This is a genomic window from Candidatus Nitrosotenuis chungbukensis (genome assembly GCF_000685395.1).
Lineage (GTDB): Archaea > Thermoproteota > Nitrososphaeria > Nitrososphaerales > Nitrosopumilaceae > Nitrosotenuis > Nitrosotenuis chungbukensis.
In genome coordinates this window covers 1-26,782 of record NZ_AVSQ01000003.1, presented here as the reverse complement: position 1 = coordinate 26,782, position 26,782 = coordinate 1, and the positions used below count along the sequence as shown (strand labels likewise).

Genomic DNA, 26,782 nt, shown 5'->3' with positions numbered 1-26,782 from the left:
GTCAATATACATCATCTTGTGAACTACTTCATATGAAATACTGTAAAAAATGTTTGATGCCTGACACCCGACCTGGTTTAAAATTTGATGATGATGGTGTTTGTTATGCGTGTATTAATTTTGAGAAACAAAAACATACTGATTGGGAGGAAAGATGGAAGCAATTAGAAAAACTCTGTGACAAATACCGAGGATGTAATGGTGATGGGTATGACTGTGCAATCGCAGTTTCTGGAGGAAAGGATTCTCATTTTCAAACATATGTCATGAAAGAAAAATTGGGCATGAATCCTGTCTTGTTATCTGTAGGCAATATTGAATGGACAGAAACAGGTTGGAAAAATATCAATAATCTATCTGATTCCTTTGGCTGCGACATAATCATGTTTCATCCTAACGTAAATGTAGCTAGAAAAATGTTCAAAAAAGCTTTCGAGAAACTGGGATCTCCTACCTGGTATATGGATTATCTCATGTATGCATATCCTGTGAGAATGTCAATGCAATTAGGGGTAAAGCTTCTAGTTTACGGAGAAGACATCAATTATACTTATGGTGGTACATATGATAAGGAAACCCCATCTGCTATGTTGCAACCGCTAAATGATGTAGCTAAACCTGTTTGGGATATTTGGTTTGAAGATAACGAAATCTCAAAAAAAGATCTAGAAGCAATAAAACAACCATCGATAGAAGATTGCAAAAAATTTGGTTTAGACCCTATCTATCTAAGCTATTTTGTTCCATGGAATTCGGTACACAACTATGAGGTTTCAAAAAAATACGGGTTTAGACATCTTGAGCATGAATACAAACGAGAAGGCTCATTAGATAATTATGATCAAATAGATAACATCCCATATTTGCTTAATCCTTATCTCAAATATCCAAAATACGGACACTCGGTAGCTACAGATAATGCGTCTAGATGGATTCGTTACGGTCTTAAAACAAGGGAAGAAATGATCCCATTGATTGAAGAAACAGACGGAAAACTGGATCAAGGAATAGTGGACAAATTCTGCGAATTTACCAGAATGTCCCATAGAGAGTTTTGGGTAATTATGGACAAGTGGTATAATAAGGAATTATTTGAACAAGATAGAGACGGCGTATGGCACCCCAAATTCAAAGTTGGTACAGGTCTGGTAAAATAAATATTGAAATTATGAGATTATCATATCTAATTTATTGATTAAAAGAAAGATAGTAGTTACAACAGGAACAAGGGCAGATTATGGGCTCTTACGACCTATATTGCGAGCAATCTTGGCAAATAAAAAATTAGAACTACATTTGATTGTTACCGGCTCACATCTATCTAGAAAGTTTGGTTTAACAATCAGGGAAATAAAAAAGGACGGTTTTATTATTGCAGCAAAAATACCAATGATTCCTCAAAAAGACACTAATTATGATGTCACAATTTCTTTAGGTAAGGGAATTATTGCTTTTTCCAAAGTTTTTAGAAGACTAAGACCTGATGTAAATTTAATCCTTGGAGATAGAGACGAAATGCTGGCCTCTGCTTTGGCCGCTTACCATATGAATATACCTAATGCACACATTCACGGTGGAGATAAATCCGGCGGCATAGATGAATATACCAGACATGCGATAACTAAAATTTCTAACATTCATTTTGCTGCAACCCAGAAAAGCATGAACAGGATAATCAAAATGGGCGAAAACCCAAAATATGTATTTCTAACTGGCTCATCTAGTCTTGATGAAATAATACAAAATAATATTACATCAAAAAAAGATTTGGAGAAAAAATATCATGTGAACTTCAATAAAGATGTAATTTTATTATTGCAACACCCGGTAACCACGGAGACGAACCTTAGCACAAAACAAATTATCAATACATTGGATGCACTGGTTGAAATTAACAAACAAGTTGTGGCGATTTCTCCTAACTCTGATGCTGGAAATAGCGCAATCTTTACGAATTTAACAAAGTATGCCAATAGATATGGTTTGATTAAGAATGTCACATCGATGCCACGATGCGACTATCTGGGAATGTTAAAGAATTGTGTAATGTTGGTAGGAAACTCAAGTAGTGGCATAATTGAAGCCAGTTTTTTGGATACACCAGTGGTAAACATAGGAATTAGACAAAAGAACCGAGAGCGATTACACAACGTGATAGATGTCGATGATGATAAATTTGCCATAATTGACGGCATCAACAAGGCGTTAAAAATGACAAAAAGAAAACTTGGACATAAAACACAAGTGTATGGAAGCGGAAACGCATCAACAAAAATAGTCCAACACCTAGAAAAAATATCTCTTAATAAACAACTAATTCAAAAACAAATATCGTATTAAAATGAAGAAAAAAAATATAGAAACTAAATGGAAAAAACCAAAAATCGAGCATGGGAAAATGACAAAATACAACTATGTCGTGCAATATCCTGAAAACCTCAAAGCCGGCAAAAACTTTGACATTGGAACGTTTACCTACATTAATTGCAAGTTTGGTGTTGAAATCGAAGATGATGTACAAATTGGATCTCACTGTTCAATTTATTCTCATTCCACAATAGACAATAAAAAAGGGCCAGTAATCTTGAAAAAAAACTGCAAAATCGGGACTCACAGCACAATTATGCCTAACGTTACTATAGGTGAAAATTCTGTCGTTGCCGCACACTCATTTATTAACAAAAATATCCCCAAAAACCAGATGTGGTCTGGAATTCCAGCAAAACTGAAAAAGAAGATCAATCAGGAATAAAAATAGCCATTTTTTGCAAGCCTTGAATCCAAAACCTAATACAAAATATCAAAATCAAAAATGAAACTACAAAAAACTAAAAACCCAAGTCTTTTACATCATTATGATTGCATTACAAATATGAAATATTGACATCTGTAGATGCCACGCAATGGAATGAAAATTTAAAAAAAAGCGATTATTCTACATTTTTCCAGACTTTTGAATACATCTCTCAAAAATCAAGCGATGTAACTCCAGTTTATGTACGTGTTTTTGATAATAATGATGAAATTGTTGGCCAATTAGGACTACGAATAATAAAAACTACTGTCATGTATTCAAGCAAAACATTTCGTCATTTCCTGGATCTAATCTCAAACATCACAAACAGGGCAATATGGGTCTATGGTCCAATTATACATTCGAATATCATTGAGAATAGAAATGCGATATTAAATGAAATTCTTAAAGCAGTTGATGAAATTGGAAAAAGATACGATTTAGTTCATATCGAAGGACAGACTTCACCATTCGATAGAATGATCGAAGAGAATTATAAACAAATATTCAAAGATCACAATTATCATAAAATTGATCACATTACGTTTGTCACTGAATTAACAAAAAGCAAAGATGATCTTTGGAATGATGTTTCAAAGAAGGCACGTGGTGATGTTAATAGGGCCAAACGAAGAAATATCGTGGTAAAAGTTTTGGAAACATATGATGAGCTGAAAAAGTATTTTTTGTTAAACATGGAATGGACCAAATCAAAAGGCTTGGTAATAACGGACATAGATCACGAAACTGAAATTCTTTGGAAGAATCATCAAAGTGGAATAGAAAAGATTTTCCTTGCTTTTCAAAACGACGAACTTATCTCTGGAATGAGAGTGGGTTGTTTCAACGGTATCTGTTATACTAATTTTGTCATCAATTCCTATGCTGAGAAAACAAATCTTGGCGGTTCGATTCTTAATTGGTTTGTATTAGAATGGGCCAAAGAGAATAATATGAGAATTTATGATTTTTCAGGAGGGGAAGTCATCAAGCCTGATATTGACGCAGCGACAAAAAAGGCCGATTCCTTATTGTTCTATAAAAGTAAGTGGGGAGGAGAACCAAAGGAATATTATGTTTTCATCAAAGTCAGAAAGAAAATTTCATACAAAATCTATCGACTGTTATTTGGATTAATGAGGCGGTATCATAGAATAATCAAACAATGACAATGAATCACAAATTCATTTTGAATATTATTCTTATTTGGCAAATTAACTAACAATCAACGCTTACTTTCATCATGTAATGTGGAAATATGTTCAATAATTTTTTCAGATGCATTTCCTAAATTATTGATGTAATTATTGGAGAATTTTTTCCCGGAATCAATAATGTTTTTTTTAAAATTTGTATCATTAATGATCTTCAAGAAAGCTTGTTCAAATCCATCAATTTCAACTGAGGGAAATAAGTTGGAGGATATAATGGAAGGGATTCCAAATCCACTATCCTTTACATTTACAGATATTATGGGCTTACCGATAATCTGGGCATCAAGTATTACCGTTGATACGTCAATTACTACAAGTAAAATACACGATTTAATTAATTCAAAGATGTCCCCAGTCTTAACAACCTGGATATTTTTATCAATTGATTTGATTAAATTAGAAGGATCAAATTCATCTGGTGAAGGATGAACCTTAATGATTAGTTTTTTTCCATTTTTGGTAACCGTTTTCGATACTTGTCTTATTGCCTCAATGTTCTTTTCAATTGTCTTGATTGTAAGATCAAACGCGTTTTCTTTTACTGGTCCTGAAGTGGCTAATAAGACAAATTCTTCTTTAACATCTGCATAAATCTTATCATCATAATATAACGAACCTAAAGGATAAACAATTTTGTCGGAAATTCCTGCTCTGATCTGATGGTCACGTTCAATATTGCCCCAAACCAAAAATTGATCAGACGCTATCGGAAATACCCCTTGGAACAGATTCATCTCGTACGTTCCAACTGATTCATCATCAAAAAAATATCCATGTTGCAATAAAATAATAGGAATGTTTCTTTTCTTGGCAAAATTGATCACGATTCTTTCCGTTAAACCCATTTCTGACCAAATTAACACCGAACCTATCTCCAGTTTTTCAAATAATGCTTTTGTGAGTTCTATCTCGCTTAACACAAATAATATTCTTCTTGAGAGTAGATCATAAAATCGCTCCTTAATTATATCAAAAAAGGAGTTACCATTGATTGCAAAATTCTCTGCTAGGCAGCTTTGATTTTTCTCTAAAATCTCAAAATACTTGTTTTTTAATTCATTTTTTCTGTATTCTGCTGTAAATCTTGATTTATCAATCGTGTTTTCTGAAAACACAATTGATTTTGTCTTCTTTAATGTCATTATTGATTTCAAATTAGTAAAGCTTGGCCGCCTTCTATTAAATACGACCAATCTCATATCTTTTTGATTTGTTTTTTCAAAAAAGTTACTGAATCTCGCTGGATCAAATTCCACCAATAGAACGTGCTTATCATTTACCGGCTTCTGTTTAATGTAAGAACCAACAATATTTTCAAAAATTCTTTTAATTTTTAAGAACTTCTCTTTTGAAATTTTTAGGTTTATGTTTAAATTACTGATTTTTATCGAAAAACTAATAGAGTCATAATAAAATTCGTTTTTCTGCAACATACTGTTTTCAATTATCTTATATCTGGTACAAAATTTCTTTAATATCGGCTCAATTTCTTTTGAAGAAATATACTCTGCATTTGAATAGACTTTTGTTATCTTTTCTATTTCAGCAAATTTCTTCATGAATGGAACTAAAAAATAATTTAATTCTACTTGAATGATGGTTCCTAGATTAAGTCCCTCGTAATTAAATTCATCAAATTCTTTATCCTCAAACCATCTGGTCATTTTATAAGAAAATGACTGAATATTCTCTAAATCCATTCTAGTCACAAACTCGTCTGATACGGTATGCACAATATTGTTGTCTGATAACAATCTGTGAGAATCATAATCAAACGTCACTATGACGTCTTCCTCTTTTACATCTCTCAAACTATTCAAATCCATACTGGTATCAAAAAATACAACTTTCAAATTAACAAATTAGTTTATTCTTAACTTGATTAATCTTTGTTTCTTTTGATTTATTCAATCGAATGTCAATTCTGTATTGGGCAAATCAAAAAAATTCTTTGAATGTCATTTAACTTAATAATTACCTGATAATTTGAAATGTATCGAAGTATTAGGGTACTCTAATTTGGATCAAAAAACAGAAAAAGTCACATGTAGGTTTTGTCTTGCTGAAGATACACAACTAATAAAAAACCAAAAGGATTTTTTTATCTGTAACAACTGTTACTGTGTTTTTAACCAAAATTTTCAAAATGAAAAGAAGACATTATTGCGCACTTCTGTAATCCCCCATAAGAAAAGTCACGTGGATTTTTTCAAGAAAACTATATCAATGCGATTTTGGGATCTTGTGTCTCTACAATACATAAAATATCTAAGTGCATACACCGATATGAAGTTCAGGACTGCGTTAGATGTTGGTGCATTATACGGGCATTTAGTTGAAAGATTAAATCAACTAAATATTGACGCATCTGGGATCGAAGTTGATAAAAATAACATAGAAAATGGAATTTCAAAAAAAGTTTTTCATGGATTTTTTGATGAGAATTACAAATCAGAAAAAAAGTATGACTTGATCTGTCTTACTCAGATGATCTATTATGTTGAAAATCCGGTAGATGTTCTTGAAAACGTGACCACACTCATTAATGACACTGGTTTGATCTTCATCTCTACTCAAAACCCTCATTCTACCATCATAAAAAATCATGAATTACCCGTCTTTGAAAAAAGCATGAACATTCTTTTCAGCAAAAAAAACTTTGAAGATATTGCGTCGAAACTAAATCTGAAGATTCAAAATTACACTACTTTCAGACCCAATATCTACAATAATAGATTGAAAGACTCTAGCAAACGTTCTGAATTAATGAATTATTTCAAATATCATATAAAACCTGTCTATGAAATGGATCCAAATGGGCATCATTTATTTTTATTCTTATCAAAATAATTTTTCTGGCTTCTATTACTCAGAAATTATTTGATTTATTATAAATAGGGAAGACGACAGCTGAAATTAAATGGAAGATAAAATTCTCTCATTAAAGACGGTGGCTTGGAAAGATAACAAAGTTGTAATGATTGACCAGACAAAGCTTCCAAGCGAACTCGTATTTGTCGAGTATAATGACTACAAAGACGTTGCCAATGCAATAAAAATGCTTATCGTGAGAGGCGCACCTGCAATAGGTGTGTCAGGTGCATTTGGACTTGCACTTGCAGCTTTACAAAGCAGTGCAAATACAAAAGATCAATTAATTTCCGATCTTGAATCTGCAAAAAAAATTCTCTTTGAAACAAGGCCCACTGCAGTAAATCTTGCATGGGGATTAGATAAAATCATGAATGTGGCAAAAAATGGTAGTGACGTTTCAGAAATTAAAAAATCTGTCGTGCAAACCGCGCAACAGATGGCTGAAGATGATGTCAAGATTAACATGAAAATGGGCAAAAATGGCTCTGTGTTATTTGATGATAATGATACTGTAATGACACATTGTAATGCCGGTGCATTAGCTACTGTGGGATATGGAACCGCACTAGGTGTTATTCGTGCAACTAAAGATAGCGGAAAAAACATCAAGGTGATTGCAACCGAAACAAGGCCAGTCCAGCAAGGCTCAAGACTAACTGCGTTTGAGCTGCACCATGATGGAATCGATGTAAGCCTGATTCCGGATACCGCAGTCGGCTATACCATGGCAAACAGACTAGTAAACAAAGTTGTAGTTGGAGCCGACAGGATTTTGCGAACAGGTCATGTGTATAACAAAATAGGAACATATCAGGTAGCACTCATGGCAAAGCAGCACGGAATTCCATTTTATGTCGCAGCCCCTCTTTCAACGTTTGACATGAAAAGCAATCCCGAAAACGTCATAATAGAACAAAGAAAGGGAACCGAAGTCACGCAAATCGGTGACAAAAAGACAGCGCCTGACGGAATCAAGGTGATAAACCCTGCCTTTGACATGACGCCACCAGAGTTGATTTCAGGCATAATTACCGAGGCAGGCGTGGCAAAACCGCCATACGAGGAATCAATCAAAAAATTATTTGAAGCTAAGAAATAGAACGTTTTTATTTATTTTTCATAGCCTAATCAAAATATGGCTATCACAGTTGACCAAATCAGAACTTCTCTCAACCAGTGCATGGATCCTGAGGTTCCGCTATCTATAGTGGAAATGGGTCTAGTTTACGGGATTGATATTACAGAATCTAATGATGTTAACATAAAAATGACAATGACTACACAAGGCTGTCCGCTTCATCAAACGATAGTTCAGGATGTGGCAAGATACGTCAAAAAGGTTCCAGGTGTAAACAATGTCAAAGTGGATATCGTCTGGGATCCCCCATGGACGATGGATAAAATGTCAGAAACAGCAAAGGAAAAACTAAAGAGCTTTTCAAAAAGTGGTGCTCCTGCCCCAATTGACTATGAGACTGCACTCCCACAGGGCGTAGGATCACTAATTCAGCAAGAGGATGGTTCGATGGTACTGGCAAACGAACACGATCAAGGGTTTATGGTAAATCAGGCAATTATCGACTTTTGGAAGTCGTGCAACGGAAAGCGCAAGATAACCGAACTTGTAGATGTCTTTGCACAAACGACTGGCCTTCAACGCTCACAGGTGGAAAAGGAAGTCATTCAACTAATTTCCCAGTTGCGCGACGGCGGACTGATAACCATTCCAACTCCTGACTCTCCAAACGTAGAATTTAGAAAATAAAATTAAATCTCGTTTATCTCTGATATGGTAGCATGCACCGAGTCCATCTTGACTACTGTACGTTTTTCGCCAAAGCCAAGCGCCACATACCAGTCCCCCGAATCGCTGTCATATTTTGTTTCTAGCGTTTTGATCTGATCTTGCGTAATGCCTTCATACTTTTTTAAAATTCCAGATACTGCCAAAGCCACTGCCTGCTTTTCCGTCTCTAGTCGTCTTTTCATCAACCCTATTCCGGGGCTCATGGGATTGGTTGTACTGATGTTCTAATATAGTTTAGTTCGAGTAAATTCTCTAAAACCTTAAACAACACTGATATTCTAAATAAAAATCCCAACAAATACAGATGTATCTAAAACAGCGAATAATCAATTCGGTTCTTCCAAATCCGCAAACACTAACGATCATTGTGTCACTGCTTGCAACACTTGGCGTCCTCTTGGAGCTCTTGGGAGGTATATGGGACGCATCGTCTCACGCCATACGTGCACCTGAGCAGTTCTGGTCAATCCAGCACATCGCGGTATATTTTGGCGTAAGTACGGTTGCATCTTCTTCAATTCTAGGGTTTTTAATGTTACATAAGAAAATCATAACCGGAAAATCAAAAACGGCAATCAAAATAATCATTCTGGGCTCCATACTGCAGATTGCTGCAGGGTATGGCGACTCGGTATCCCACGACCTGTTTGGGATAGACGGTCTTATCTCATGGTCACACCAACCACTAGAATTAGGATTGGTGCTTAGTTCCATTGGAGGATACTTGTTACTGAGCCATAGAAAAAACGATTTTTTTAAAAAATTAATACCTGTTTCGATTTTCACAGTCATTATGTCTTCATGCTGGCTTGCCTTTAGTTTGTCCTTGCTTGTATCTGCTATCCCAGTGTGCACGCTAGTCTATGAAATATTTTCATCTGGCTGCGCAGTACTGTAATTTCTTAGCCTCTTGTACACGCTAAACAATATCAGCATGACCCCAATTCCTAAGACGACTGCCGGAATTCTAAGGGCTGAAACATCAGTATTGCCAAACTCAATCTGAAGGCCTGTTGGCTTTTCCGAAATGTTTGTAACTTTTAGCGTGTATTTTCCGCCAGACTGGAAATCAAAGTAGTTTACAGACATCTTAGTCTCTATTTTTTTATCTGAGATGACATTTCCAATATCATCCTCAATCTGGACGAAAACCATCTGCCCATCAAAGTCAGGAATTGTTATCTTGTAGTATCCAATTCCGCCATCTCTCAAATTCAGATTTACGCTGGAAGTTTCCTCCCTTTCCAGTATGACAGATGAAATGACTTTTTGATTGCTGTCAAATATGATGATCATTGCAACGATCCCAATTGCTGCCAATACCAAACCAATTCTGAGTGGCGAGATTCTCACATCCTGTCTTTGCACAAATCGTTATTTAAGAGAAAAGAGGGCTCGGAGGGCTTCGATCCCTCGACCTGGCGGTCCGAAGCCGCCCGCACTGTCCAGACTGTGCTACGAGTCCAAAGGGGTAAGACTTTAACGGGGCTAAATATCTGTCTAGATATTTGAAGGTCTCAAAAAAAGTAGCTGGCGTGGAGTATGCTATACGAGATATCGTGTCTGCTGCACGTCTGGTGGAAAAGCAGGGAAAAAAGATCACGTACCTGAATATAGGTGACCCAGTCCAGTTTGGGTTCCAGCCTCCAGAAAACGTCAAAGACGCAATGATACGTTCAATCAAAAGCGGCAACAACTACTATGCCGCATCTGAAGGACTGCCAGATCTACGAGAGGCAATAGCAAAAAAAGAAAACGCAAAGGGACTCGCAGTAGAACCAGATGACATACTTGTAACAAACGGCGTGTCCGAGGCACTGGACATGGTCATGTCTTCTATAGTAGAGGAAGGAGACGAGGTCCTGCTTCCAGGACCGTATTACCCGCCATACGCGTCATACGTAAGACTGCATGGGGGCGTTCCAGTAGAGTTTGCAGTTGATCTGAACAATTCAACTCCAGACATGGATGACATCAAATCAAAAATCACGCCAAAGACAGTTGCCATATGCCTCATCTCGCCAAACAACCCAACAGGCGTTGTGTTTAGCGAAAAGTCTCTAAAAAATCTAGTCGATTTGGCAAACGAGCACGACCTCTACATCATCTGTGACGAAATATATGATCAAATCGTATTTGATGAAAAATTCACAGGAATAGGAAAAGTGGCAAAGGATTCACCAGTCATACTGCTAAACGGGTTTTCCAAGGTTCACCTGATGTCTGGCTGGAGAATAGGCTATGTCGGATTTAACCAGTCTAAAAAACTAGAATCGCTGCGCGAGCATCTGCCAAAATTAGCACGCGTCAGAATCTCGACAAATCTGCCTGTCCAGTATGCAGCGCTGGAATCGCTTAGGGGTCCACAGGGGTACATCTCCGAGTTTGTGTCTGAGCTAAAAAAGCGAAGGGACTTTGTGGTAAAGCGAATCAATTCCATTCCAGGACTCTCTTGTCCAAATCCAAAGGGAGCGTTTTACGCTTTTCCAAAAATTGAAAACAACCGATACAAGTCCGATCAGGAATTCGTAATGGAACTGCTCAAAAACACCGGGGTGCTGACAGTTCACGGCTCTGGTTTTGGAACAAAATATGGCAGCGGCCACTTTAGGCTGGTCTTTTTACCTGATCTCAATACGCTAGATTACGCGTTAAACGAAATAGAAAAGTTCGTCAGTATTCCCAAGTAGTAATTTTGCCTGGAGTTATCTCTATGATGCAGTCTGTGTTGTCTAGCAATTCCTTTGCGGACTTGCCTTCCAAATTCTTGAAATAGCGAAGAAGAATTTTTTTTGCAATTTTTTTTACTGTGACTTCTTTTAGAATCAGTCTTGCTTTCCCGTTCCCCATAACTCCGTGTATGGGTGACCAAACCCCGTCATCTATGCAAAAGCACACCTTGTTGTTTTTTTGAATGTTTTTTGCCTTCTTTGTCCTGGTGTTTGTCCCGATGTGGAATTTGGTTCCAGTATAGTCGTACCAGACAGGAACCAGGTGCGGGTTTCCTTTTTTATCAACCGTGGCCAGGCGGAGAATTTTCTGCTCTTTTAGGAATTTGGTTTTTTTAAACAATTTTTTTCCTAAACCCAATTCCTACGAGTATTCCTCCAAATACAAACATTCCAAGTGAAATCTTTGCGTTTGTGATCTCTGAATTCAAAAGAAAGTCCAAAACAAAGTCCGGGCTCCAGATCAAAACATCCCTTACCACGACGATTCCGCCAACTACGATAAACAGGACGCCCATGGCAGAGTACCAGTTTCTGCCACGACGCGGATAGTATTGACTCATTATAGGATCTTGATGCCCGGGTTTTTCATCTTGTTCTTTATCATCGCATTCAAGAGAAGTGGCGTTGACATTTCTGCCAAGTATGCCAGTGCGCCTGAGCCAAGAAAGATTGCCCTTAGGCCCTTGATTTCCGAAATAAGACCGTTGACCACGTCTAGCGACTCCTTGTCGTCACCGCAAACAAAAATGTCGTAATCCAATGCTAATTTGGGATCAACAAGCTTTTTTTCCGAAATGACATGAAACGCAGAAACCAATTTTGACTTGTTCTTCATGTATTTTTGAACCATCTGGTGTGCAAACGGCTTGCCTTCCTTTATTGGAATGAACTCAAAACCGGTTTCCGTTTTTACCATTGGAACGATAGGCGAAATCACGGTGCAACTGTCTTTAATTTTTCCAAGTAACTCAGAACAGATAGAATCAATGTTCTCATATGGAATGGCCAAAATCAAGACATCGCTTTGCTCCGCAACTGACACGTTGTCCTTGCCGGCAATGGTCCCGCCAATCCCACCGTGAGACTCTTTTGCAATACTGACATATTCGGATGCAGCGTCTGATGCTCTTTGAGAGTCACGCGATCCGATCAAAACATCATGCTTTAGGCACCATCTTAGTGCAAAGCCTTTTCCCATGCCGCCGGTGCCTCCGATTATACCTATCTTCATATTCGCAGGCAGGTAATGTTATTATTATCTTTTTTTGAAATTTAAAAAATTGGGATTAATCATATTCCTGCGTCACGGCCAAGCAAGAAACAACACTGAACGCGTTTTGGCAGGAAGGGCATCTGGAATTCCGCTAACCGAAAAAGGAGTAGCACAAGCAAACGACATTGGAAAATTCCTAAAGTCGTTTAACATCTCTCACATCTATGCAAGTCCGATCGAGCGGGCAAAAAACACAGCAGAAATTGTCGGAAGCCACATTGGACTTGGTACGACAATTGACGAAAGGCTGTATGAGTTAGAGATGGGCAAGTTTTCCGGAATGCCGTACGACGAATTGTTTGCAAAGCACGGAAACGTGTTCTTGAAATTCTATGAGGGCCATCCCACCATTGAGGAAAATGGCGTTGAGACTTTTGCCGAGGTTAGAAAAAGAGTGCTCGATATGGTGGACTATGCAACCAAAAAGCACCGGGAACAAAACGTGCTTTTTGTAACTCACATGGACCCGATCAAGGCGATGATCTCAAACATTATGAACCTCACCCCAAGATCACTTTTTGAACTTATAATTGCAAACGCGTCACTTACCATAATCAGACAAGAGCAGGGCAAGTTTTCATTATCTGCAATCAATGCAATGAATTCTGAAAGATACGATCAGGGACCTTTCTAAGAATTTACAAAACCCTTAAATAGAATTCTAAGGTCACGGGCTGTAACCGGTCATGGACAAAACAATTGCGTTAATGTCAGTTTTGACTATTTTGATAGTATTGCCGACAATTCAACTTGTATTTGCGGCAACGGACGCTCACGAATATGTGAACCGTAAAGTTGAGATTTGGAACCTGTTTTTCAAAATGATGACTATAGCATTCACTGTCGGTGCCGTAGTGTCTGGTACGCTTATCTGGCTGGTATGGAGATTTAGAGAATCGCATCCGCATGCCAAACCCACAAAATACGAAGGAACGGAATGGTAGATGAGCGGACATTCTAACTGGCCTGAGTGGATTTACGTTGGAGTTGTCATATGCCTGCTGGCATATGTTGGGGCAGAGGCTTGGAACGTTGAAAGACTAGTAGAGCATACGCCTGCTGACGCAGAGGTAATCAAGGTAGTAGGACAGCAGTGGTTTTGGACATTTGAACATGCAGACGGAACTAAGGAGGTAGGCGAATTACACCTAAAGAAAGGCCAGCCGTACAAATTTGAAATAACTGCAAAGGACGTCAACCATTCTTTTAACATTCATGATTATGTCATATTACAGGATGCCATCGTAGGCAGAGTCAACACCGCTTGGTTTGTACCTGACGAGGCAGGAGAGTATATCATCCAGTGCAGAGAGTACTGCGGTTTACTCCATTACAACATGAGGGGAACCCTAATCGTGGAGGAATGAAGTTGATCAAAACTAATAACTTAATAAAAGAACTCGAGGTGTCTCTCTAAGATGGTCCTAGAACTACAAAAGCCGCGTCCAATCTGGCAAATAATGTTTTCAACCCATCACACCGACGTAGGTCTACTGTACACCATAACCTCGATTGCATTCTTCTTTATGGGCGGCGCGCTCGCACTTGGAATTAGAGCGGAGCTGTTCTTCCCAGGCACCCAAATAATCGCTGACTCTATGACGTTTAACAGAATATTTACCGTTCATGGCACCGCAATGATATTTCTGTTCTTGCTTCCATTTGCATCCGGCGTTGGCAACTATTTTGTTCCAATCATGGTCAGATACAAGGACATGGCATATCCAAAACTCAACGCAGTTGCATTCTGGATGATTCCTCCAGCAGGCGCACTAATCTGGCTTGGCTTTGCAGACTTTACATGGTATGCGACACCTCCATACTCTGCAATCAGATCACCAGGCCCTTCAGCAGACATGTGGATCTTTGCGCAGAAAATACTTGGTGTCTCATCAGTCCTTGGCGCAATTAATTTCATAGTTACTATTCTAAAATGCAAGCATCCTGACTTGCCTCTAAGCAAAGTCCCGCTTTTGGCATGGTCGTTCCTGTCGGCATCACTAATTGTTATAGTCGCAGTTCCGACGTTTGCAGCTGCACTTGTCATGCTGCTAACTGACAGGCTAGGCGTATCTGGATTCTTTGATCCGTCAAAGGGCGGAGACCCAATAGCATACCAGCACCTGTTCTGGTTTACGTTCCATCCCGAAGTATACGTATTGGTAATTCCTGCAATCGGAATGATGTACGAAATAATCCCTCGATTCTCAAGAAAGCCGATCTTTAGCCAGTCCTCTGGAATTTTCGCGTTTGTCATGCTAAGCATAGTAAGTTTCTCATCATGGGCACACCACATGTATGCAACCGGCATGTCGTTTACAGAAAAAACCGTCTTCATGATTGGAACACTTGCGGCGGTTCCGGCATCTGGAATGCACGTGTTTAACTTTATAGCCACAATGTGGGGCGGACGAATTAGATTTGCAACACCAATGATGTGGGCAGTTGGAGGAATCGCACTGTTCTTCTCTGCAGGAGCAGGCGGAGTAGCAAATGCCGCAATGCCGTTTGACTTTATCACACACGACTCTTACTGGGTAGTGGGACACTTCCACCTCTTTGTGATGGGAACGATCGCATTTGGCTCAATCGGATTCCTGTACTACATGTTCCCATACATCACAGGAAGAATGTACAATGAGACCTGGGGCAAAATCCACTTCATCACAGCGTTTGCTGGAACAGTAATGGTCTTCTTTACGCAGCACGTACTTGGACTATACGGAATGCCAAGAAGAGTTTTCGATTACATACCATCTCCAGAATACATCATCATGAACCAAATTGCATCCGTTGGAGCAATGATAATTGGCGCAGGTATGGTAATTTGGCTAATAAACATGATTTACAGCGCAGGAAAAGGAAAGGAGGCCAACATGGACGACCCGTGGGGACTGGGAGGCAAGTACTACTTCCCACACCAGGCCAAGAACCCGCATCATTGAGTGATTAAACATGGAACAACACAACGAAACAATCTACAGGACAACACCGGTAAGAACGACAAAGATGCTAGTGATAATGCTGGGCATCAGCATTGCGGGCGGTGCCATCTTCTTTAGCTTTTGGGATTATTGGATATCAATGCCTCCTGGAAACCAAATGCAAGCAGCACCGGTAGAATCATCTGGCGGAATGGCAGCTACGGGAAAGCAATTTGACGTTCATCTGAACTTTGTCGAGTCTCCAGACTTTAGGACTCTGGCGTTTAATGCACTGCCTGGCGAAGAAGGGCATAACCCAGACATCAACGCAAGTGTTGGTGACCGCATCGAGTTCCTTGTTGCAAATAATGGAAAATCATTCCACGCATTTGGCGTTACAGCGGCAGAAGAGGGCTTTGAGGGAATTATCCCTGGCACTGAAATAAGCTCTGCAAACAATCCTATGAAGCCTGGCGAGAGTGGAGAATCTGCATTTGTCCCAAGCAAAGAAGGCACATACTATTACATTTGCACCGTTCCAGGACACAGGGAAATGGGAATGGTTGGAAAAATAAACGTCGGCTCAGCAGAAGCGGCTCCAAAAGCAGCAGCCCCAACTGGAATCAGCCACAATTTTGATCTCAAGTTTATCGAATCTCCAGACTTTAAGACACTGGTGTTCAACGCATTGCCTGGCGAAGAAGGAAGCAATCCAGACTTTAAAGTAAAATCTGGCGATTCAGTTACATTCAAAGTAGAAAATGCCGGAATATCGTTCCACGCATTTGCAGTAGTGTCAGATGTGGATGATCCAACCACCATAGTGTTTAATTCCGCCATAAAGTCTGCAAACAATCCCATGAAGGCTGGCGAAACCGGGGAGGTCACATTTATTGCAGGCGCACCAGGCGAATACCATTATGTCTGCACCGTTCCAGGACATGCCTTGCTTGGCATGCAGGGAAATTTCATAGTAGAGCCTTAACTTGATTTTAAAGTATATCGCACTAGCATCGCTTGTAGTTTTGTATTCTCTGATGTTTATTGGGGGATACGTCTCTTCGGCAGGGCTTGGGCTGTCGTGCCCTGACTGGCCTTTGTGTCCAAACGGAATCATGCCAGACGAGGAATATCTCATAGAGTGGACGCACAGGTTTGTAGCTGCAACTACTGGAGCCTTGATAGTGGCAACAGCGATTGGAGTGTGGCTAAACAAACAATCTGATAGAAAAATCAAGATAACAGGCACGCTTGCCGCAATTCTAGTCGTAACCCAAGTCACTCTTGGCGCGCTAGTGATTGATCTAAAATTGCACGCAGTCCTTGTCGCGATTCACCTAGGAATTGGAATACTGCTGTTTGCTATGACCTTGCTTACTGTATTGTTTGCATTCAGAATGGGCAAGGCAGTAATCCCGGCTAGAACTTAGCTCGTAATTTTTTTAGTTTCTTAGGCAGGTAGATGTAGGCAAATATGACAGCTGCTCCTACCGCGCCGCACATTATGACGTAGGTGAAAATGAAAGCAAATGGGCTCTGTGTGCTCATGTTAAACGTGTGCGTTATTACTTTGCCGTCAGAATCGTAAAGATCGACTCTGAAAATGTGGTTTCCCTGCCTCTCAAAGACATAATCAAAATCCCAGTATCCACCATCATGTGACTGTGGTGGAATGCCGTCAACCTGCTCGTCATTATAGAATATCCTCATGCCCATGGTGAACCCCTGAACGTCCTTGAGATCCAGATCTGTCACATGTATGCGGATTGTACATTTTTCATTAATTATTGGGATTTCTGGAACCGTTGCGATCTGAACCCTGTTGTTCCCTATGGTGGACTCGGCCGAATTAAACATGGCATGCCCGCTTGCCTCGTGCATCATAGGTATCATCCCAAATAACAAGAATACAAAAAGTATAATCCTGATTTGCATGGATCAGAAAATCCGTTTCTTCAATAAAGCGCTTTGGGAAATGACAAAAGCTTTAAATCCAGACGCAAGAAAAGGCCAAACGTTGACTACAGTTAGAAAATCACTCGATATCAAAGCCCCAGTTGACACAGTTTTCACATATTTTGCAAGACCCGAGCACGTATCTGACCAAATGTCAGACAAGGGAGTAGCAATGACTGTGATTCCAATGGAGATCAAAGACGGAATGGGTGTTGGAACAACATTTCGTATAGTCGGCGACTTTGGCGGAAAAAGACTAGAATGGGACTGCGAGACGACTGAATTTGTCAGAGAACAGAAAATCGCTGCAAAAATGACCTCTGGACCATTCAAAAAATGGGACATTACAACAGAATTCAAGGCAGTAACTGAGAGACTAACTAACATCACCATGACAGTAAACTATGAGATGCCGTTTGGCGTAATTGGCGGAATCCTAAGCAAGCTCAAGTTTGCAAAGGCAGCAGAAAGGGGAATGGAAAGCGCACTATACAAGGTAAAGGGATTACTCGAAGGAAACGGCTCTATCCCAGTGTACATCACACTAGATGCATACCAAAAACTGCTCGAGGAGAAAAAGAAAATGAACAACGTTCCAGTTTCTACCGTGCTGACTGCGATTTTGGAAAAATACAGCGAAATCGAAGCAAAGCCTTCAAACTAAATTTTTCAGCTCTACTTTAAGTGAACTACTACCAATAAATTTTGTAGCTTTTTCCTGTTTCATTGACCACTTTCGTATCTCCACAGGCGTTACTTCCCGCAGTTCCTGCGGTAGATTCACAATATGACTCAAATTTGGAGTAACTCTAAAAATTTCTAGACCTCTTCTTAAAATGTTAATACCTGCGTTTTGATCCCTATCTAAAACAAGTCCACATACATTACATCTGTGAATCCTGACTGCAAGAGATTTTGGAACTATGTTACTGCATCTTGAACAATCAACACTGGTGTTCTTTGCTGGTACCTCAACCAATATCTTACATTTGTATTCCAACATATTGCAAAATGATCCCCAACTAGAATCTAGAATGCTTCTAGCCAAATGATGGTTTTTTACCATGTTTAACTTTTCTAGCCTTTCAACAAATATCACATCATTATTTTTTGCATAATGTGTTGACAGTTTATGTTGAAAATCTCTTCTTCTATTTACTATTCTTTCATGGATTATCTGATACCAACGTACTGCTTTCTTTCTTTTATTTGATCCTTTTTGTCTACGTGTAATCTTTCGCTGAATTTTAGCAAGTAATTTTAAAGATTTTTTGAAATTAAGTGGATTCGGCGTCACACATCCATGTGAATCGTAGACAAAATTTTTTATCCCTACATCAAGGCCTACTGCTTTTTTGAAGTCAATTTTTGGTAAAATGTTATTGTCATTCTCACATGTAGCTATAGCGTACCATTTCCCACTTCTTGATTTGGATATGATAATTTGTTTGACATTTCCAGTTATTTCTCTATGTTTTCTAATTTCCATATAACCTATTTTTGAAAGCCAAAGCAAATCGGTATGTCCATGTTTTTCAAGCTTGTACCCTGATTGATTATAAATAAAAGTGCGATATTGAATATGTGTTGCAAATCTAAGTCCACCAGTTTTATGCCCGTTTTTTCGTAACCTGATTATTGCTTTCTGGGCTCCATCGAGTTGGGTTGATACCATCTGTAGCATTTTGGCATGATAGTTGTAGAGCCACGGTTCAGACTGTTTTAAATCAGTTAGCATATAGTTCATATCATTTCTTGTAAGAAAACTCCTTTGTGCAAATTTGACAAATTTATTGTAGACCCATCTACATGTTTCAATATTGTTTTGTAATTTTTTCTGTTGCTGGTATGAAGGATAGAGACGAAACTTGAAGTTTCTTACAAACATTGTGTGCTGTCTGGATTCAGATTCATATCTAAAACGCTTTTCATGCAAATATAGTAAACTAACTGTGAACAGTTGTAATTTTCATTATAATATAATGAATAGATCTAACTCACGCTATGATTTTATAACCACAAAATTGTTTTTGTTCTGTGGGTCTATGGCTCAGCCAGGTAGAGCGCAGGACTCTTAATCCTGCTGTCGTGGGTCCGAATCCCACTAGACCCGCTCTCTTCCTTAGCTGAAATTTTAGAATAATTATTTATTGATATGATTCATAGAAGTTTTCCATGGTCAACTTGAACATGAAAGTCTTTGAAAATTTTACCTTTAAAGAAATAATTGGTGAAGTACCGCCATTAGGGCCTGAAATAATGACAAAGCTTGAAAATGAATTTTCAACACTAACAAAAAATCTTGAAAACAAAAATCAAGCAGAATTACAAGAAATCTTACAGGAACAACTTACAGTAAAACTAGCACTCGATAGACTTTCAGGATCCATGGCCTTATCACAACCAAAAATGGAACTGTTTGCTAAATTTTTAACAAAATACATTGATCAAATCAAGTCTAGAATGAAACAAGTCTGATCATTATGACAAGGCAACTTGATGTGTTGTACAGCATTTTTGTAATAAAAAAAGACATTTCAAATAGATTCTGTATAAACTAAATCATAATACAGAATAGGAATTTTTCTATGATTACATCAAGCCTTGCTTTGGAATCTTGTGCTTGCCTGTAACGATATAGTTTATCGCATCACTCATAAACATGGCATGATCTGCTATTCTTTCAAGATATCTCAATACCAATGCTTCTGCCAAGGCACACTTGGTGTTTTTTGAATTAACAAGCATGGGCAGTCGTTCCTTATACAGCGTATCAATGAAATTTTCATTTTCTTGCATTGTAGCTGCCTTTCTGATATCAAGTTCTGCAAAATACATAACTGCATCCTTGATCATCGTTTTTACTTTTTCTGAAGCCTCAATTAGCCAGTTTTTGTCGCATTCTGATATGTCGCCAAATACATCTCTTACAAGGGCTATGTCGTATGCGTATCTTCCAAATCTTGAAAAGCCATAAGAGATCTCAATCGCAGAACGTATCAGTCGAAAATCATCAGCAACTGGTTGGTATTTTAATAAAATCTCAAATGTCAAGTCTGCTACACGATAATATTTTTTTGTGATTTCATCTGATATGTCATGAACCTGCTTTGCGCTGTTTTTCCCATAAATGTACGAGTCTATTGCAAGCATGATTCCTTGAATTGAAAGATCGCCCATTTCTGACATCAGTAAGGAAAGCTCTTTCAGTGAGGGATCGATAAGGCGAGTCATCTATCCAAATTGCCCCTTTACGTACTTTGAGGTCAGTTCATTTTTTGGCTGAGTAAAAATCTTTTTTGTCTCATTAAATTCTATCAAATCTCCAAGATACATAAATGCAGTATAATCTGAAACGCGGACAGCCTGCTGCATGTTATGTGTTACGATGATTATTGTGAATTCTCTGGCAAGCTCCGTAATCGTCTCCTCGATTTTCTGCGTAGCTATTGGATCTAGTGCAGATGCAGGCTCGTCCATTAACAAAACTTCTGGTTGAATTGCAAGTGCACGTGCAATACATAGTCTCTGTTGTTGACCACCTGACAGCTCTATTGCTGGCTTTTTGAGATTATTTTTTACCTCATCCCACACATATGCCATCTTTAGAGAGTCTTCTACTATCTCGTCTAGGATTCTTCTATCTTTTACTCCGTTTAGGCGAAGTCCCGCCGCAACGTTATCATAAATTGACATTGTTGGGAATGGGTTTGGTTTTTGAAACACCATGCCGACTTTGCGCCTGTGGTATATTGGATCCTTGTCCTTTGCATACAGATCCTCCCCGTCTAATAGGATTCTTCCCTGCACTCTGGCATTTTTTGTCATGTCATGCATTCTGTTTAGGCAACGCAAAAATGTGGTCTTGCCGCATCCTGAGGGGCCAATTAGAGATGTCACTGATCGTTCCTTGAACTTCATCGTGACATTTTTGACAGCCTCGACATCGTCATAAAACACAGAGACATTTTCTGCAATCATTTTGTATTTTTTTTCACTATCTAAATGATCATCCCCTATGTTTTCAATATCATCTTGTTTACCGTCCATAATCGCTGTCACTTTTTTCTCATACCCATTAACTTGCTTAGGATATTTCCTTTCTTACTCTTTTTTGCAAAATAATATCTTACAGTGATGTTGATCGCAAGAATTATGATTATCAATACCAGTGCTGCCCCCCACCCTTGCATCTGGGCACTGTCGTATGGTAAAAGCGACATGCGCCAAATCCTAAGTGGCAATGCATCCATCGGGGAGTCGACTCCTGAAAAAAACTGACTGCTTCCTAGGACGGTCATGATTAGTGGCGCAGTTTCTCCACCAATTCTTCCCACAGATAGCAAAATGCCTGTTATCATCCCGCTTTTTGCCGCAGAAAGGACAATTCTAAAAGTGATCACCCATTTTTTTAACCCGAGTGCGATGCCTGCCTCCCTGTATGTCATTGGGACCATCTTCAGTGATTCCTCTGTTGTTCTAGCTACGATTGGAAACATTATGAGTGATAACGCAAAGGCTCCTGCCCACAACGAAAAGTGCCCAAGAACTAGCACTATTACCAAAAACGCAAATATTCCAAGCACTATTGATGGGAACTCCATGAAGACATCATTGAAAAAGCGAACAGTTCTTCCAAGCCTGTTGTCTCCAAACTCAGCAAGAAAAATCCCAGACATCACACCTATTGGCACGCCGATCATGCTTGACATTCCGATGATAATCAGCGTTCCTTGAATGGCAGGGCCTATTCCGCCCTCCCCTGAGCCTATCGCTCCTGGCACCTGCGTCAAAAACTCGATTGAAATTGCTGAAATTCCGTTTTTAAAGACCTCAATCAAAATGCTCCCCAGTGGAATGACTGCAGCAATCACGCAGCCAAAGACAATCCCCATCATGATTTTGTCTACTACCAGTCTGCCGCCAACGTTTTGTTTGAACAGCAATCTGTATTCTGCGCGTTTTTGACTTGACGACATCATGCGTTGATTGCCCCCTCTCTTACCTTTAGCATTCTTGAAACAAGTATGTGTGCAACAACGTTGATGCAGATTGCAACTAGCAACAAGATGAGGCCAACGCCTACTAGTGCCGGAAGGTGCAATGACGCAGGAGACGCCTCGATGAACTCGTTTGCAATTATGCTTGACATTGTCTGTCCTGGCTGGAATAATGATTGCGGAAAGGCACTTGGACCTGTGGCGTTTCCAATTAGCATTGTTACTGCCATTGTCTCACCCACTGCCCTGCCTAGTCCCAAGATTGCAGCGCCAATTAGACCTGTTTTTGCATAGGGAAATACTGCAAGCCTGAACATTTCCCATTTGGTCGCGCCAAGCATGTATGCTGCCTCCTTTTGCTGCTGGGGAACTGCAATCATTATTTCCCTTGACACGGCCGAAATGGTAGGTATGATCATAATTGCAAGTATCACGCTTGCACTAAAGATGTCTAGTCCAAATGGAGCAGAGGAAAAAATCCAAACATTGTCCCCAAATACCTCGTATAGCGGATACTCAACCCAATCAAGCATTACCTGTCTGAAAACAAAAATTCCCCACAGTCCGTATATTATGCTTGGAACTGCTGCAAGCAATTCTATCAAAATAGAAAGGGGACCGCTCAAATATTTCGGAGCTTGGGAAATGAACATGGCAATACCGATACTCAACGGGACACCGATTATCATCGCAAGGCTTGCCGTAACCAGTGTGCCAAGTATGTAGGGGGCTGCACCAAACGACTCTCTTCCCTCAACTGCATTCCAATCTGAGCCTGTCAAAAACGCCAGCCCCTCGCGCTGCCAAATGGGATAGGACTCTGATGATAACTGGAATACTATTAGCACAATAATTACCAAAACATACGAGCCTGCAACCATGGCGCTGATCTTGAATATCTTGTCAGTAGGCAGTCTACGCTTGCTGAAGGGGATCTGCCTTGACATATGATGACTGACTAGTTTTGGCTTATCTAAGATCTGTACATACTCTACCGAGGAAACATAGTTCTATATGCCTCAATATAGTTTACAGACCAAACCAGTATTAGCTGTTAAATCTCTAAAACAATGATTGCAATCATTACAGGATACAAAACAAACTAGGCGCATACAGATAAGCGGCGGTTCTACATATACAATTTCTCTTCCAAAAAAATGGGTTGACGAGCTCAAAATCAAAAACGGTGATAACATGACAATAATAAAAAATGCAAACAGGTCCATGACGCTTTATCCTGGAATCGGTGCCGAGATGCCTGCAAAAAAGGCAATCATCATAATTAGCCAAAAGGATCCCGAAGAATCCATACGGAGAAAAATCATTGCGTTGTATCTGAACGGCTACAAGACAATCCAAATAACAACAAAGGGGATGAAGATACTTTCCGAGCACTCACGTTTGATCAAAGATCTGGTTAGACGCTCGATGATAGGAACGGAAATAGTGGAGTCTGATTCTGAATCTATGACAATACAAATTCTGACTCGACTTCCGGAACTGACATTTGATGTGGCGCTAAAAAGAATGTACCTTATGACATCAAACATGCATCGCGAGGCAATCGAGGCTCTGAAAAAACACGATGTTGAATACGGTGAGGAAGTTGCACGGATGGATGACGAAGTAGACCGGTTCAGCCTTTATATCATGAGAACTCTGATGATGGCAATACAAAATGCAAGCATGCTTTATGATGTGGGATTAGAACAGCCATCTGACTGTCTTAATTTTAGAACGGTGATATCTAGAATAGAAAGAATCGCTGATCACGCCGCACTCATGGCAAAGCGAACCCGATTTCTAAAGGAACCCCTGGAGCCAAAAATGCTCAAGGAATTAGAAACGCTGAGCAATGACGTGATTGGCTGTTTTGAGAACTCTATTTCCGCACTAGTCAATAAGGACCACATTTTGGCCGAAAAAGTAGCCTCAAACATAGCCAAAGTGATCGAGGACGAAAAGGAACTCATGTATGGAATGAGGGAATCAAAAAACTCTACTGCTATCAAGTTTATCCTAGAGGACATCAGAAGAACGGCAGAATATTCAAGCGATATAATTGAAGTTGTAATCAATGAGACTATTCAGAACATTATAACTGAAAAATAGTCTTGTATAATTAAAAATAAAAAAGAAAAAAAATTAGTTGTTTTCCTGTTTAAGATCTAGCGTGGATTTGGTTTTGTATTCTGTTGTTACACCGTTCATTTGGTCTAACTGTGGATTTAGAGGAGAGAATCCCTGACACAGAAGTTTGAACTCATCCTGAACAGCAAATCCTGTCTTTCCACCAGTTGTGTAACCTTCTTCTTTGTCCCAATCAGTATACACTCTATAGCTGGTAACTTCGCATCCGGTGTACTTGAAGGATCTAACTGGTTCTCCAGCCTGTACTAGATCTACTGTGACATCAAATCTGTTGTGCTGCCATTCTATGCTGCCCCGTTTACCTTTTACGAGCAATTCGTCGGTTGCTTTGTAGAGGAGTGGTGTATTGCCTGGCACTTTTACCAGCGTGAATTCTGGCTGAATACCTATGCCGCTACCTCCACTTAATGCATTAGTCTGTGTAAATGCTTGGAAATCAGACACTTCTGTACCATCCCTGAATAGGAATGTCATACGTGGATTTACTCCTTCGGCAAATACATACACACTGTTTCCTTGCGGTGTGTCTGCAGCGATGTTTTGGGTTTGTGATAAACCAAAAACCAACGCGATTGATGCAATTGCTGCAATAACAGATGTCATTATTATTTTGTTTTTCATCATTGATGCCATTTTGGCAGACAAATAATAAAGAAGATTCCATATTGATTGCGTATCATACGATGTATGCTGTATACTATATAGATCAAAATTCTAATCTTAACTTTACGCATAGAAAAACAACTCAATTCTCAAAAATTAGGCTTTTTTGTAATAATTTAATTTGTATTTAATCAAATCTATATAGTATATGACTACTTACGAACGAAATGTAATCTATGTCAATTATTTGTATATAGCAAATTACAATCTCGTTGATCAATGAAGAAAATACTTTCAATAACACTCAGTCTGATTCTTATGGCAAGTGTCTTTGTACCATTGTCTGCAAGTGCAGCATCTTGGCCAGAACCGCCAAAGTCTGACAAGACATTTGCAATAAACGGAGCGGGCGCTACATTCCCATACCCACTAATTGATACATGGAGAGTAGAGTACAACAAGCTACATCCAAATGTAAATCTGAACTATCAGTCAATTGGTAGCGGTGGGGGCGTAAAACAGCACACGGAAAGAACCGTTAACTTTGGAGCTAGTGATGCGCCACTTACAGCGGCCGAAGCTAATCTTGCTTCAGGCACATTGCATATTCCAGAAGCAATTGGATCTGTAGTCATGGCGTATTACTTGCCTGAAGTTCCAAAATCAGGACTCAAGCTAACGGGCGAAATCGTAGCTGACATCTATCTTGGGAAAATAAAGAGATGGAACGATCCAAAAATTGCTGAACTAAATCCAGAAACCAAGATGCCAGACAGGCCAATACTTGTTACTAGACGTTCAGATGGTTCAGGGACCACATACGTGTTCACAGACTATCTATCAAAGGTAAGCAAGGAGTGGGCTGCCAAAGTAGGTGTAGGAAAAAGCGTTCCATGGCCAACAGGCGTTGGAGCTGCAGGAAACGAAGGTGTTGCATGGGCTACAAGAAACACAAAGTATGCAATTGGCTATGTTGAATTAGCATATGCGTTTCAAAATGGAATGACCTATGCATATTTGCAAAACGCGGACAAGACCAAATTCATAGAACCAAACCTTGAATCCGTGTTTGCGGCAGTAAGCGCATTTGACGTAGATCAGCTGCCAAAAGCAGAAGCCGATTGGAGCAAAGTAAGCATCACCAACGCGCCTGGAGCAAATTCGTATCCGATTGCAAGTTTTACCTACTTGCTTCTCTATGAGAATATTGACAGGTCGGTAAAAAGCATGGATGAGGCCAAGGCACTAATTCATTTGGTTCACTGGATGATAACTGACGGCCAGAAATTCTCAAAGCCGTTGCTTTATGACCCATTGCCTCCGGCAGTTCAGGAGTTAGGAAAGCAAGGACTGGCAAGAATAACATTCAACGGAGAAACAGTCTGGAATTACGGTTCTGCAAAGCAAGCAGGCATTGAGCCGATAAAGTCTGATACCGCTGACAAGAAGACAGA

Annotated in this window: 32 protein-coding genes and 2 tRNA genes; 20 read left to right on the top strand and 14 right to left on the bottom strand. The window is 39.5% G+C overall.

Annotated features, from left to right (window positions below; translation table 11 throughout):
- Positions 1–32 precede the first annotated feature (32 nt).
- The 4 genes from NKMY2_RS01130 to NKMY2_RS01115 all read left to right on the top strand — a co-directional run bounded on the left by NKMY2_RS01130 (position 33) and on the right by NKMY2_RS01115 (position 3,963).
- Positions 33–1,157 carry an N-acetyl sugar amidotransferase gene (locus tag NKMY2_RS01130; protein WP_042683745.1) on the top strand — a complete coding sequence of 375 codons (1,125 nt, stop codon included), beginning with the start codon at positions 33–35 and terminating at the stop codon, positions 1,155–1,157.
- Positions 1,158–1,191: 34 nt separating this feature from the next.
- Positions 1,192–2,340: a UDP-N-acetylglucosamine 2-epimerase gene (neuC, locus tag NKMY2_RS01125; protein ID WP_052347435.1), complete on the top strand. Its 1,149-nt coding sequence runs from the start codon at positions 1,192–1,194 to the stop codon at positions 2,338–2,340.
- A 1-nt stretch (position 2,341) separates the two neighbouring features.
- The gene (locus NKMY2_RS01120) at positions 2,342–2,752 is read left to right on the top strand and encodes an acyltransferase (RefSeq protein ID WP_042683744.1); all 411 of its coding nucleotides are present in this window, start codon (positions 2,342–2,344) and stop codon (positions 2,750–2,752) included.
- 107 nt (positions 2,753–2,859) lie between these two features.
- On the top strand, positions 2,860–3,963 hold the full coding sequence (locus NKMY2_RS01115) for a hypothetical protein (RefSeq protein WP_042683743.1): 1,104 nt from the start codon (positions 2,860–2,862) through the stop codon (positions 3,961–3,963).
- Between the two features lie 56 nt (positions 3,964–4,019).
- Here the strand turns inward: NKMY2_RS01115 and NKMY2_RS01110 are convergent, their stop codons facing one another.
- Positions 4,020–5,861 (bottom strand): hypothetical protein, encoded by a 1,842-nt coding sequence (locus tag NKMY2_RS01110; protein WP_157832407.1) that lies wholly within the window; start codon positions 5,859–5,861, stop codon positions 4,020–4,022.
- Positions 5,862–6,234: 373 nt separating this feature from the next.
- Here NKMY2_RS01110 and NKMY2_RS01105 point away from each other — a divergent pair, with 373 nt between their 5' ends.
- The 3 genes from NKMY2_RS01105 (at position 6,235) to NKMY2_RS01095 (ending at position 8,647) form a co-directional block, all read left to right on the top strand.
- Positions 6,235–6,858, top strand: a complete 624-nt coding sequence (locus NKMY2_RS01105; RefSeq protein WP_338140609.1) for a class I SAM-dependent methyltransferase — start codon at positions 6,235–6,237, stop codon at positions 6,856–6,858.
- Positions 6,859–6,928: 70 nt separating this feature from the next.
- Positions 6,929–7,981, top strand: a complete 1,053-nt coding sequence (gene mtnA, locus NKMY2_RS01100) for an S-methyl-5-thioribose-1-phosphate isomerase (RefSeq protein ID WP_042683740.1) — start codon at positions 6,929–6,931, stop codon at positions 7,979–7,981.
- Between the two features lie 36 nt (positions 7,982–8,017).
- Entirely contained in the window at positions 8,018–8,647 is a 630-nt protein-coding gene (locus NKMY2_RS01095) for a PqqD family peptide modification chaperone (RefSeq protein ID WP_042683739.1), read from the top strand.
- Positions 8,648–8,649: 2 nt separating this feature from the next.
- Here the strand turns inward: NKMY2_RS01095 and NKMY2_RS01090 are convergent, their stop codons facing one another.
- The gene (locus NKMY2_RS01090) at positions 8,650–8,892 is read right to left on the bottom strand and encodes a hypothetical protein (protein ID WP_042683737.1); all 243 of its coding nucleotides are present in this window, start codon (positions 8,890–8,892) and stop codon (positions 8,650–8,652) included.
- Between the two features lie 101 nt (positions 8,893–8,993).
- Between NKMY2_RS01090 and NKMY2_RS01085 the strand changes: the two genes are divergently transcribed.
- Entirely contained in the window at positions 8,994–9,587 is a 594-nt protein-coding gene (locus NKMY2_RS01085) for a hypothetical protein (RefSeq protein ID WP_042683736.1), read from the top strand.
- Here the strand turns inward: NKMY2_RS01085 and NKMY2_RS01080 are convergent.
- Both NKMY2_RS01080 and NKMY2_RS01075 read right to left on the bottom strand, forming a co-directional pair.
- Positions 9,551–10,042 (bottom strand): hypothetical protein, encoded by a 492-nt coding sequence (locus tag NKMY2_RS01080; protein ID WP_052347434.1) that lies wholly within the window; start codon positions 10,040–10,042, stop codon positions 9,551–9,553. The two genes, NKMY2_RS01085 and NKMY2_RS01080, sit on opposite strands and share 37 nt — an antisense overlap.
- Positions 10,043–10,079: 37 nt before the next feature.
- Positions 10,080–10,154: transfer RNA gene (locus NKMY2_RS01075), tRNA-Arg, on the bottom strand.
- 43 nt (positions 10,155–10,197) lie between these two features.
- Here NKMY2_RS01075 and NKMY2_RS01070 point away from each other — a divergent pair.
- On the top strand, positions 10,198–11,379 hold the full coding sequence (locus NKMY2_RS01070) for an aminotransferase class I/II-fold pyridoxal phosphate-dependent enzyme (RefSeq protein ID WP_042683735.1): 1,182 nt from the start codon (positions 10,198–10,200) through the stop codon (positions 11,377–11,379).
- Here the strand turns inward: NKMY2_RS01070 and NKMY2_RS01065 are convergent.
- Genes NKMY2_RS01065 through npdG form a run of 3 tightly spaced genes read right to left on the bottom strand, consistent with a single transcriptional unit; the run spans position 11,363 to position 12,652 of the window.
- The gene (locus NKMY2_RS01065; protein WP_042683733.1) at positions 11,363–11,761 is read right to left on the bottom strand and encodes a pyridoxamine 5'-phosphate oxidase family protein; all 399 of its coding nucleotides are present in this window, start codon (positions 11,759–11,761) and stop codon (positions 11,363–11,365) included. The two genes, NKMY2_RS01070 and NKMY2_RS01065, sit on opposite strands and share 17 nt — an antisense overlap.
- Complete coding sequence (locus tag NKMY2_RS01060; RefSeq protein WP_042683732.1) at positions 11,754–11,981, bottom strand: hypothetical protein; 228 nt, start codon at positions 11,979–11,981, stop codon at positions 11,754–11,756. Before NKMY2_RS01060 ends, NKMY2_RS01065 begins: the two co-directional genes overlap by 8 nt.
- Positions 11,981–12,652 carry an NADPH-dependent F420 reductase gene (npdG, locus tag NKMY2_RS01055; protein WP_042683731.1) on the bottom strand — a complete coding sequence of 224 codons (672 nt, stop codon included), beginning with the start codon at positions 12,650–12,652 and terminating at the stop codon, positions 11,981–11,983. The genes NKMY2_RS01060 and npdG overlap by 1 nt, the downstream gene beginning before the upstream one ends.
- Positions 12,653–12,701: 49 nt before the next feature.
- Here npdG and NKMY2_RS01050 point away from each other — a divergent pair, with 49 nt between their 5' ends.
- The 6 genes from NKMY2_RS01050 to NKMY2_RS01025 are packed head-to-tail and all read left to right on the top strand — an operon-like array spanning position 12,702 to position 17,048.
- Positions 12,702–13,328, top strand: coding sequence for a histidine phosphatase family protein (locus tag NKMY2_RS01050; RefSeq protein WP_042683863.1), 627 nt, complete (start codon positions 12,702–12,704; stop codon positions 13,326–13,328).
- 52 nt (positions 13,329–13,380) lie between these two features.
- Entirely contained in the window at positions 13,381–13,638 is a 258-nt protein-coding gene (locus NKMY2_RS01045) for a cytochrome c oxidase subunit II (protein WP_042683730.1), read from the top strand.
- On the top strand, positions 13,639–14,061 hold the full coding sequence (locus tag NKMY2_RS01040; protein WP_042683728.1) for a cupredoxin domain-containing protein: 423 nt from the start codon (positions 13,639–13,641) through the stop codon (positions 14,059–14,061).
- 51 nt (positions 14,062–14,112) lie between these two features.
- A complete protein-coding gene (locus tag NKMY2_RS01035; RefSeq protein ID WP_042683727.1) occupies positions 14,113–15,639 on the top strand; it encodes a cytochrome c oxidase subunit I in 1,527 nt (508 codons plus the stop codon).
- A gap of 10 nt (positions 15,640–15,649) precedes the next feature.
- Positions 15,650–16,603: a plastocyanin/azurin family copper-binding protein gene (locus NKMY2_RS01030; protein ID WP_042683726.1), complete on the top strand. Its 954-nt coding sequence runs from the start codon at positions 15,650–15,652 to the stop codon at positions 16,601–16,603.
- Positions 16,604–16,655: 52 nt separating this feature from the next.
- Positions 16,656–17,048 (top strand): COX15/CtaA family protein, encoded by a 393-nt coding sequence (locus NKMY2_RS01025; RefSeq protein WP_420887342.1) that lies wholly within the window; start codon positions 16,656–16,658, stop codon positions 17,046–17,048.
- On the opposite strand, the gene NKMY2_RS01020 is transcribed toward NKMY2_RS01025, so the two are convergent.
- The gene (locus NKMY2_RS01020) at positions 17,038–17,553 is read right to left on the bottom strand and encodes a hypothetical protein (RefSeq protein ID WP_238549728.1); all 516 of its coding nucleotides are present in this window, start codon (positions 17,551–17,553) and stop codon (positions 17,038–17,040) included. The two genes, NKMY2_RS01025 and NKMY2_RS01020, sit on opposite strands and share 11 nt — an antisense overlap.
- Before the next feature lie 82 nt (positions 17,554–17,635).
- Here NKMY2_RS01020 and NKMY2_RS01015 point away from each other — a divergent pair, with 82 nt between their 5' ends.
- A complete protein-coding gene (locus tag NKMY2_RS01015; protein WP_042683860.1) occupies positions 17,636–18,238 on the top strand; it encodes an SRPBCC family protein in 603 nt (200 codons plus the stop codon).
- Here NKMY2_RS01015 and NKMY2_RS01010 read toward each other — a convergent pair.
- The gene (locus tag NKMY2_RS01010) at positions 18,230–19,462 is read right to left on the bottom strand and encodes an RNA-guided endonuclease InsQ/TnpB family protein (protein ID WP_076613357.1); all 1,233 of its coding nucleotides are present in this window, start codon (positions 19,460–19,462) and stop codon (positions 18,230–18,232) included. The two genes, NKMY2_RS01015 and NKMY2_RS01010, sit on opposite strands and share 9 nt — an antisense overlap.
- A gap of 151 nt (positions 19,463–19,613) precedes the next feature.
- On the opposite strand from NKMY2_RS01010, the gene NKMY2_RS01005 reads away from it, so the two are divergent.
- Positions 19,614–19,687, top strand: a tRNA-Lys gene (locus NKMY2_RS01005).
- 77 nt (positions 19,688–19,764) lie between these two features.
- Complete coding sequence (locus NKMY2_RS01000) at positions 19,765–20,052, top strand: hypothetical protein (RefSeq protein ID WP_157832405.1); 288 nt, start codon at positions 19,765–19,767, stop codon at positions 20,050–20,052.
- A 114-nt stretch (positions 20,053–20,166) separates the two neighbouring features.
- Here the strand turns inward: NKMY2_RS01000 and NKMY2_RS00995 are convergent, their stop codons facing one another.
- From NKMY2_RS00995 to pstC, 4 genes are read right to left on the bottom strand one after another with little or no spacing between them, the layout of a single operon-like run.
- Positions 20,167–20,808, bottom strand: coding sequence for a phosphate signaling complex PhoU family protein (locus NKMY2_RS00995; protein ID WP_042683723.1), 642 nt, complete (start codon positions 20,806–20,808; stop codon positions 20,167–20,169).
- Positions 20,809–21,624 (bottom strand): phosphate ABC transporter ATP-binding protein PstB, encoded by an 816-nt coding sequence (gene pstB, locus NKMY2_RS00990; protein ID WP_076613356.1) that lies wholly within the window; start codon positions 21,622–21,624, stop codon positions 20,809–20,811.
- Between the two features lie 8 nt (positions 21,625–21,632).
- Complete coding sequence (pstA, locus tag NKMY2_RS00985; RefSeq protein WP_052347433.1) at positions 21,633–22,556, bottom strand: phosphate ABC transporter permease PstA; 924 nt, start codon at positions 22,554–22,556, stop codon at positions 21,633–21,635.
- Complete coding sequence (pstC, locus tag NKMY2_RS00980; protein WP_042683722.1) at positions 22,553–23,521, bottom strand: phosphate ABC transporter permease subunit PstC; 969 nt, start codon at positions 23,519–23,521, stop codon at positions 22,553–22,555. Before pstC ends, pstA begins: the two co-directional genes overlap by 4 nt.
- A 127-nt stretch (positions 23,522–23,648) precedes the next feature.
- On the opposite strand from pstC, the gene NKMY2_RS00975 reads away from it, so the two are divergent.
- Entirely contained in the window at positions 23,649–24,686 is a 1,038-nt protein-coding gene (locus NKMY2_RS00975; RefSeq protein WP_042683720.1) for a phosphate signaling complex PhoU family protein, read from the top strand.
- Positions 24,687–24,719: 33 nt separating this feature from the next.
- Here the strand turns inward: NKMY2_RS00975 and NKMY2_RS00970 are convergent, their stop codons facing one another.
- Positions 24,720–25,349, bottom strand: coding sequence for a hypothetical protein (locus NKMY2_RS00970; RefSeq protein WP_177316491.1), 630 nt, complete (start codon positions 25,347–25,349; stop codon positions 24,720–24,722).
- A 258-nt stretch (positions 25,350–25,607) separates the two neighbouring features.
- Here NKMY2_RS00970 and pstS point away from each other — a divergent pair.
- Positions 25,608–26,782 (top strand): phosphate ABC transporter substrate-binding protein PstS (gene pstS, locus NKMY2_RS00965; RefSeq protein WP_052347432.1); only part of this gene is annotated, 1,175 nt, incomplete at its 3' end.

Excerpts from the sequence above, each read along its gene's own strand:
- NKMY2_RS01130 (WP_042683745.1), top strand. The coding sequence starts at position 33 with ATGAAATACTGTAAAAAATGTTTGATGCCTGACACCCGACCTGGTTTA.
- NKMY2_RS01120 (WP_042683744.1), top strand. The coding sequence starts at position 2,342 with ATGAAGAAAAAAAATATAGAAACTAAATGGAAAAAACCAAAAATCGAG.
- NKMY2_RS01105 (WP_338140609.1), top strand. The coding sequence starts at position 6,235 with ATGCGATTTTGGGATCTTGTGTCTCTACAATACATAAAATATCTAAGT.
- mtnA (WP_042683740.1), top strand. The coding sequence starts at position 6,929 with ATGGAAGATAAAATTCTCTCATTAAAGACGGTGGCTTGGAAAGATAAC.
- NKMY2_RS01095 (WP_042683739.1), top strand. The coding sequence starts at position 8,018 with ATGGCTATCACAGTTGACCAAATCAGAACTTCTCTCAACCAGTGCATG.
- NKMY2_RS01090 (WP_042683737.1), bottom strand. The coding sequence starts at position 8,892 with ATGAGCCCCGGAATAGGGTTGATGAAAAGACGACTAGAGACGGAAAAG.
- NKMY2_RS01085 (WP_042683736.1), top strand. The coding sequence starts at position 8,994 with ATGTATCTAAAACAGCGAATAATCAATTCGGTTCTTCCAAATCCGCAA.
- NKMY2_RS01060 (WP_042683732.1), bottom strand. The coding sequence starts at position 11,981 with ATGAGTCAATACTATCCGCGTCGTGGCAGAAACTGGTACTCTGCCATG.
- npdG (WP_042683731.1), bottom strand. The coding sequence starts at position 12,652 with ATGAAGATAGGTATAATCGGAGGCACCGGCGGCATGGGAAAAGGCTTT.
- NKMY2_RS01045 (WP_042683730.1), top strand. The coding sequence starts at position 13,381 with ATGGACAAAACAATTGCGTTAATGTCAGTTTTGACTATTTTGATAGTA.
- NKMY2_RS01040 (WP_042683728.1), top strand. The coding sequence starts at position 13,639 with ATGAGCGGACATTCTAACTGGCCTGAGTGGATTTACGTTGGAGTTGTC.
- NKMY2_RS01035 (WP_042683727.1), top strand. The coding sequence starts at position 14,113 with ATGGTCCTAGAACTACAAAAGCCGCGTCCAATCTGGCAAATAATGTTT.
- NKMY2_RS01030 (WP_042683726.1), top strand. The coding sequence starts at position 15,650 with ATGGAACAACACAACGAAACAATCTACAGGACAACACCGGTAAGAACG.
- NKMY2_RS01025 (WP_420887342.1), top strand. The coding sequence starts at position 16,656 with ATGTTTATTGGGGGATACGTCTCTTCGGCAGGGCTTGGGCTGTCGTGC.
- NKMY2_RS01020 (WP_238549728.1), bottom strand. The coding sequence starts at position 17,553 with ATGCAAATCAGGATTATACTTTTTGTATTCTTGTTATTTGGGATGATA.
- NKMY2_RS01010 (WP_076613357.1), bottom strand. The coding sequence starts at position 19,462 with ATGTTTGTAAGAAACTTCAAGTTTCGTCTCTATCCTTCATACCAGCAA.
- NKMY2_RS01000 (WP_157832405.1), top strand. The coding sequence starts at position 19,765 with ATGAAAGTCTTTGAAAATTTTACCTTTAAAGAAATAATTGGTGAAGTA.
- NKMY2_RS00995 (WP_042683723.1), bottom strand. The coding sequence starts at position 20,808 with ATGACTCGCCTTATCGATCCCTCACTGAAAGAGCTTTCCTTACTGATG.
- pstB (WP_076613356.1), bottom strand. The coding sequence starts at position 21,624 with ATGGACGGTAAACAAGATGATATTGAAAACATAGGGGATGATCATTTA.
- pstA (WP_052347433.1), bottom strand. The coding sequence starts at position 22,556 with ATGATGTCGTCAAGTCAAAAACGCGCAGAATACAGATTGCTGTTCAAA.
- pstC (WP_042683722.1), bottom strand. The coding sequence starts at position 23,521 with ATGTCAAGGCAGATCCCCTTCAGCAAGCGTAGACTGCCTACTGACAAG.
- NKMY2_RS00970 (WP_177316491.1), bottom strand. The coding sequence starts at position 25,349 with ATGATGAAAAACAAAATAATAATGACATCTGTTATTGCAGCAATTGCA.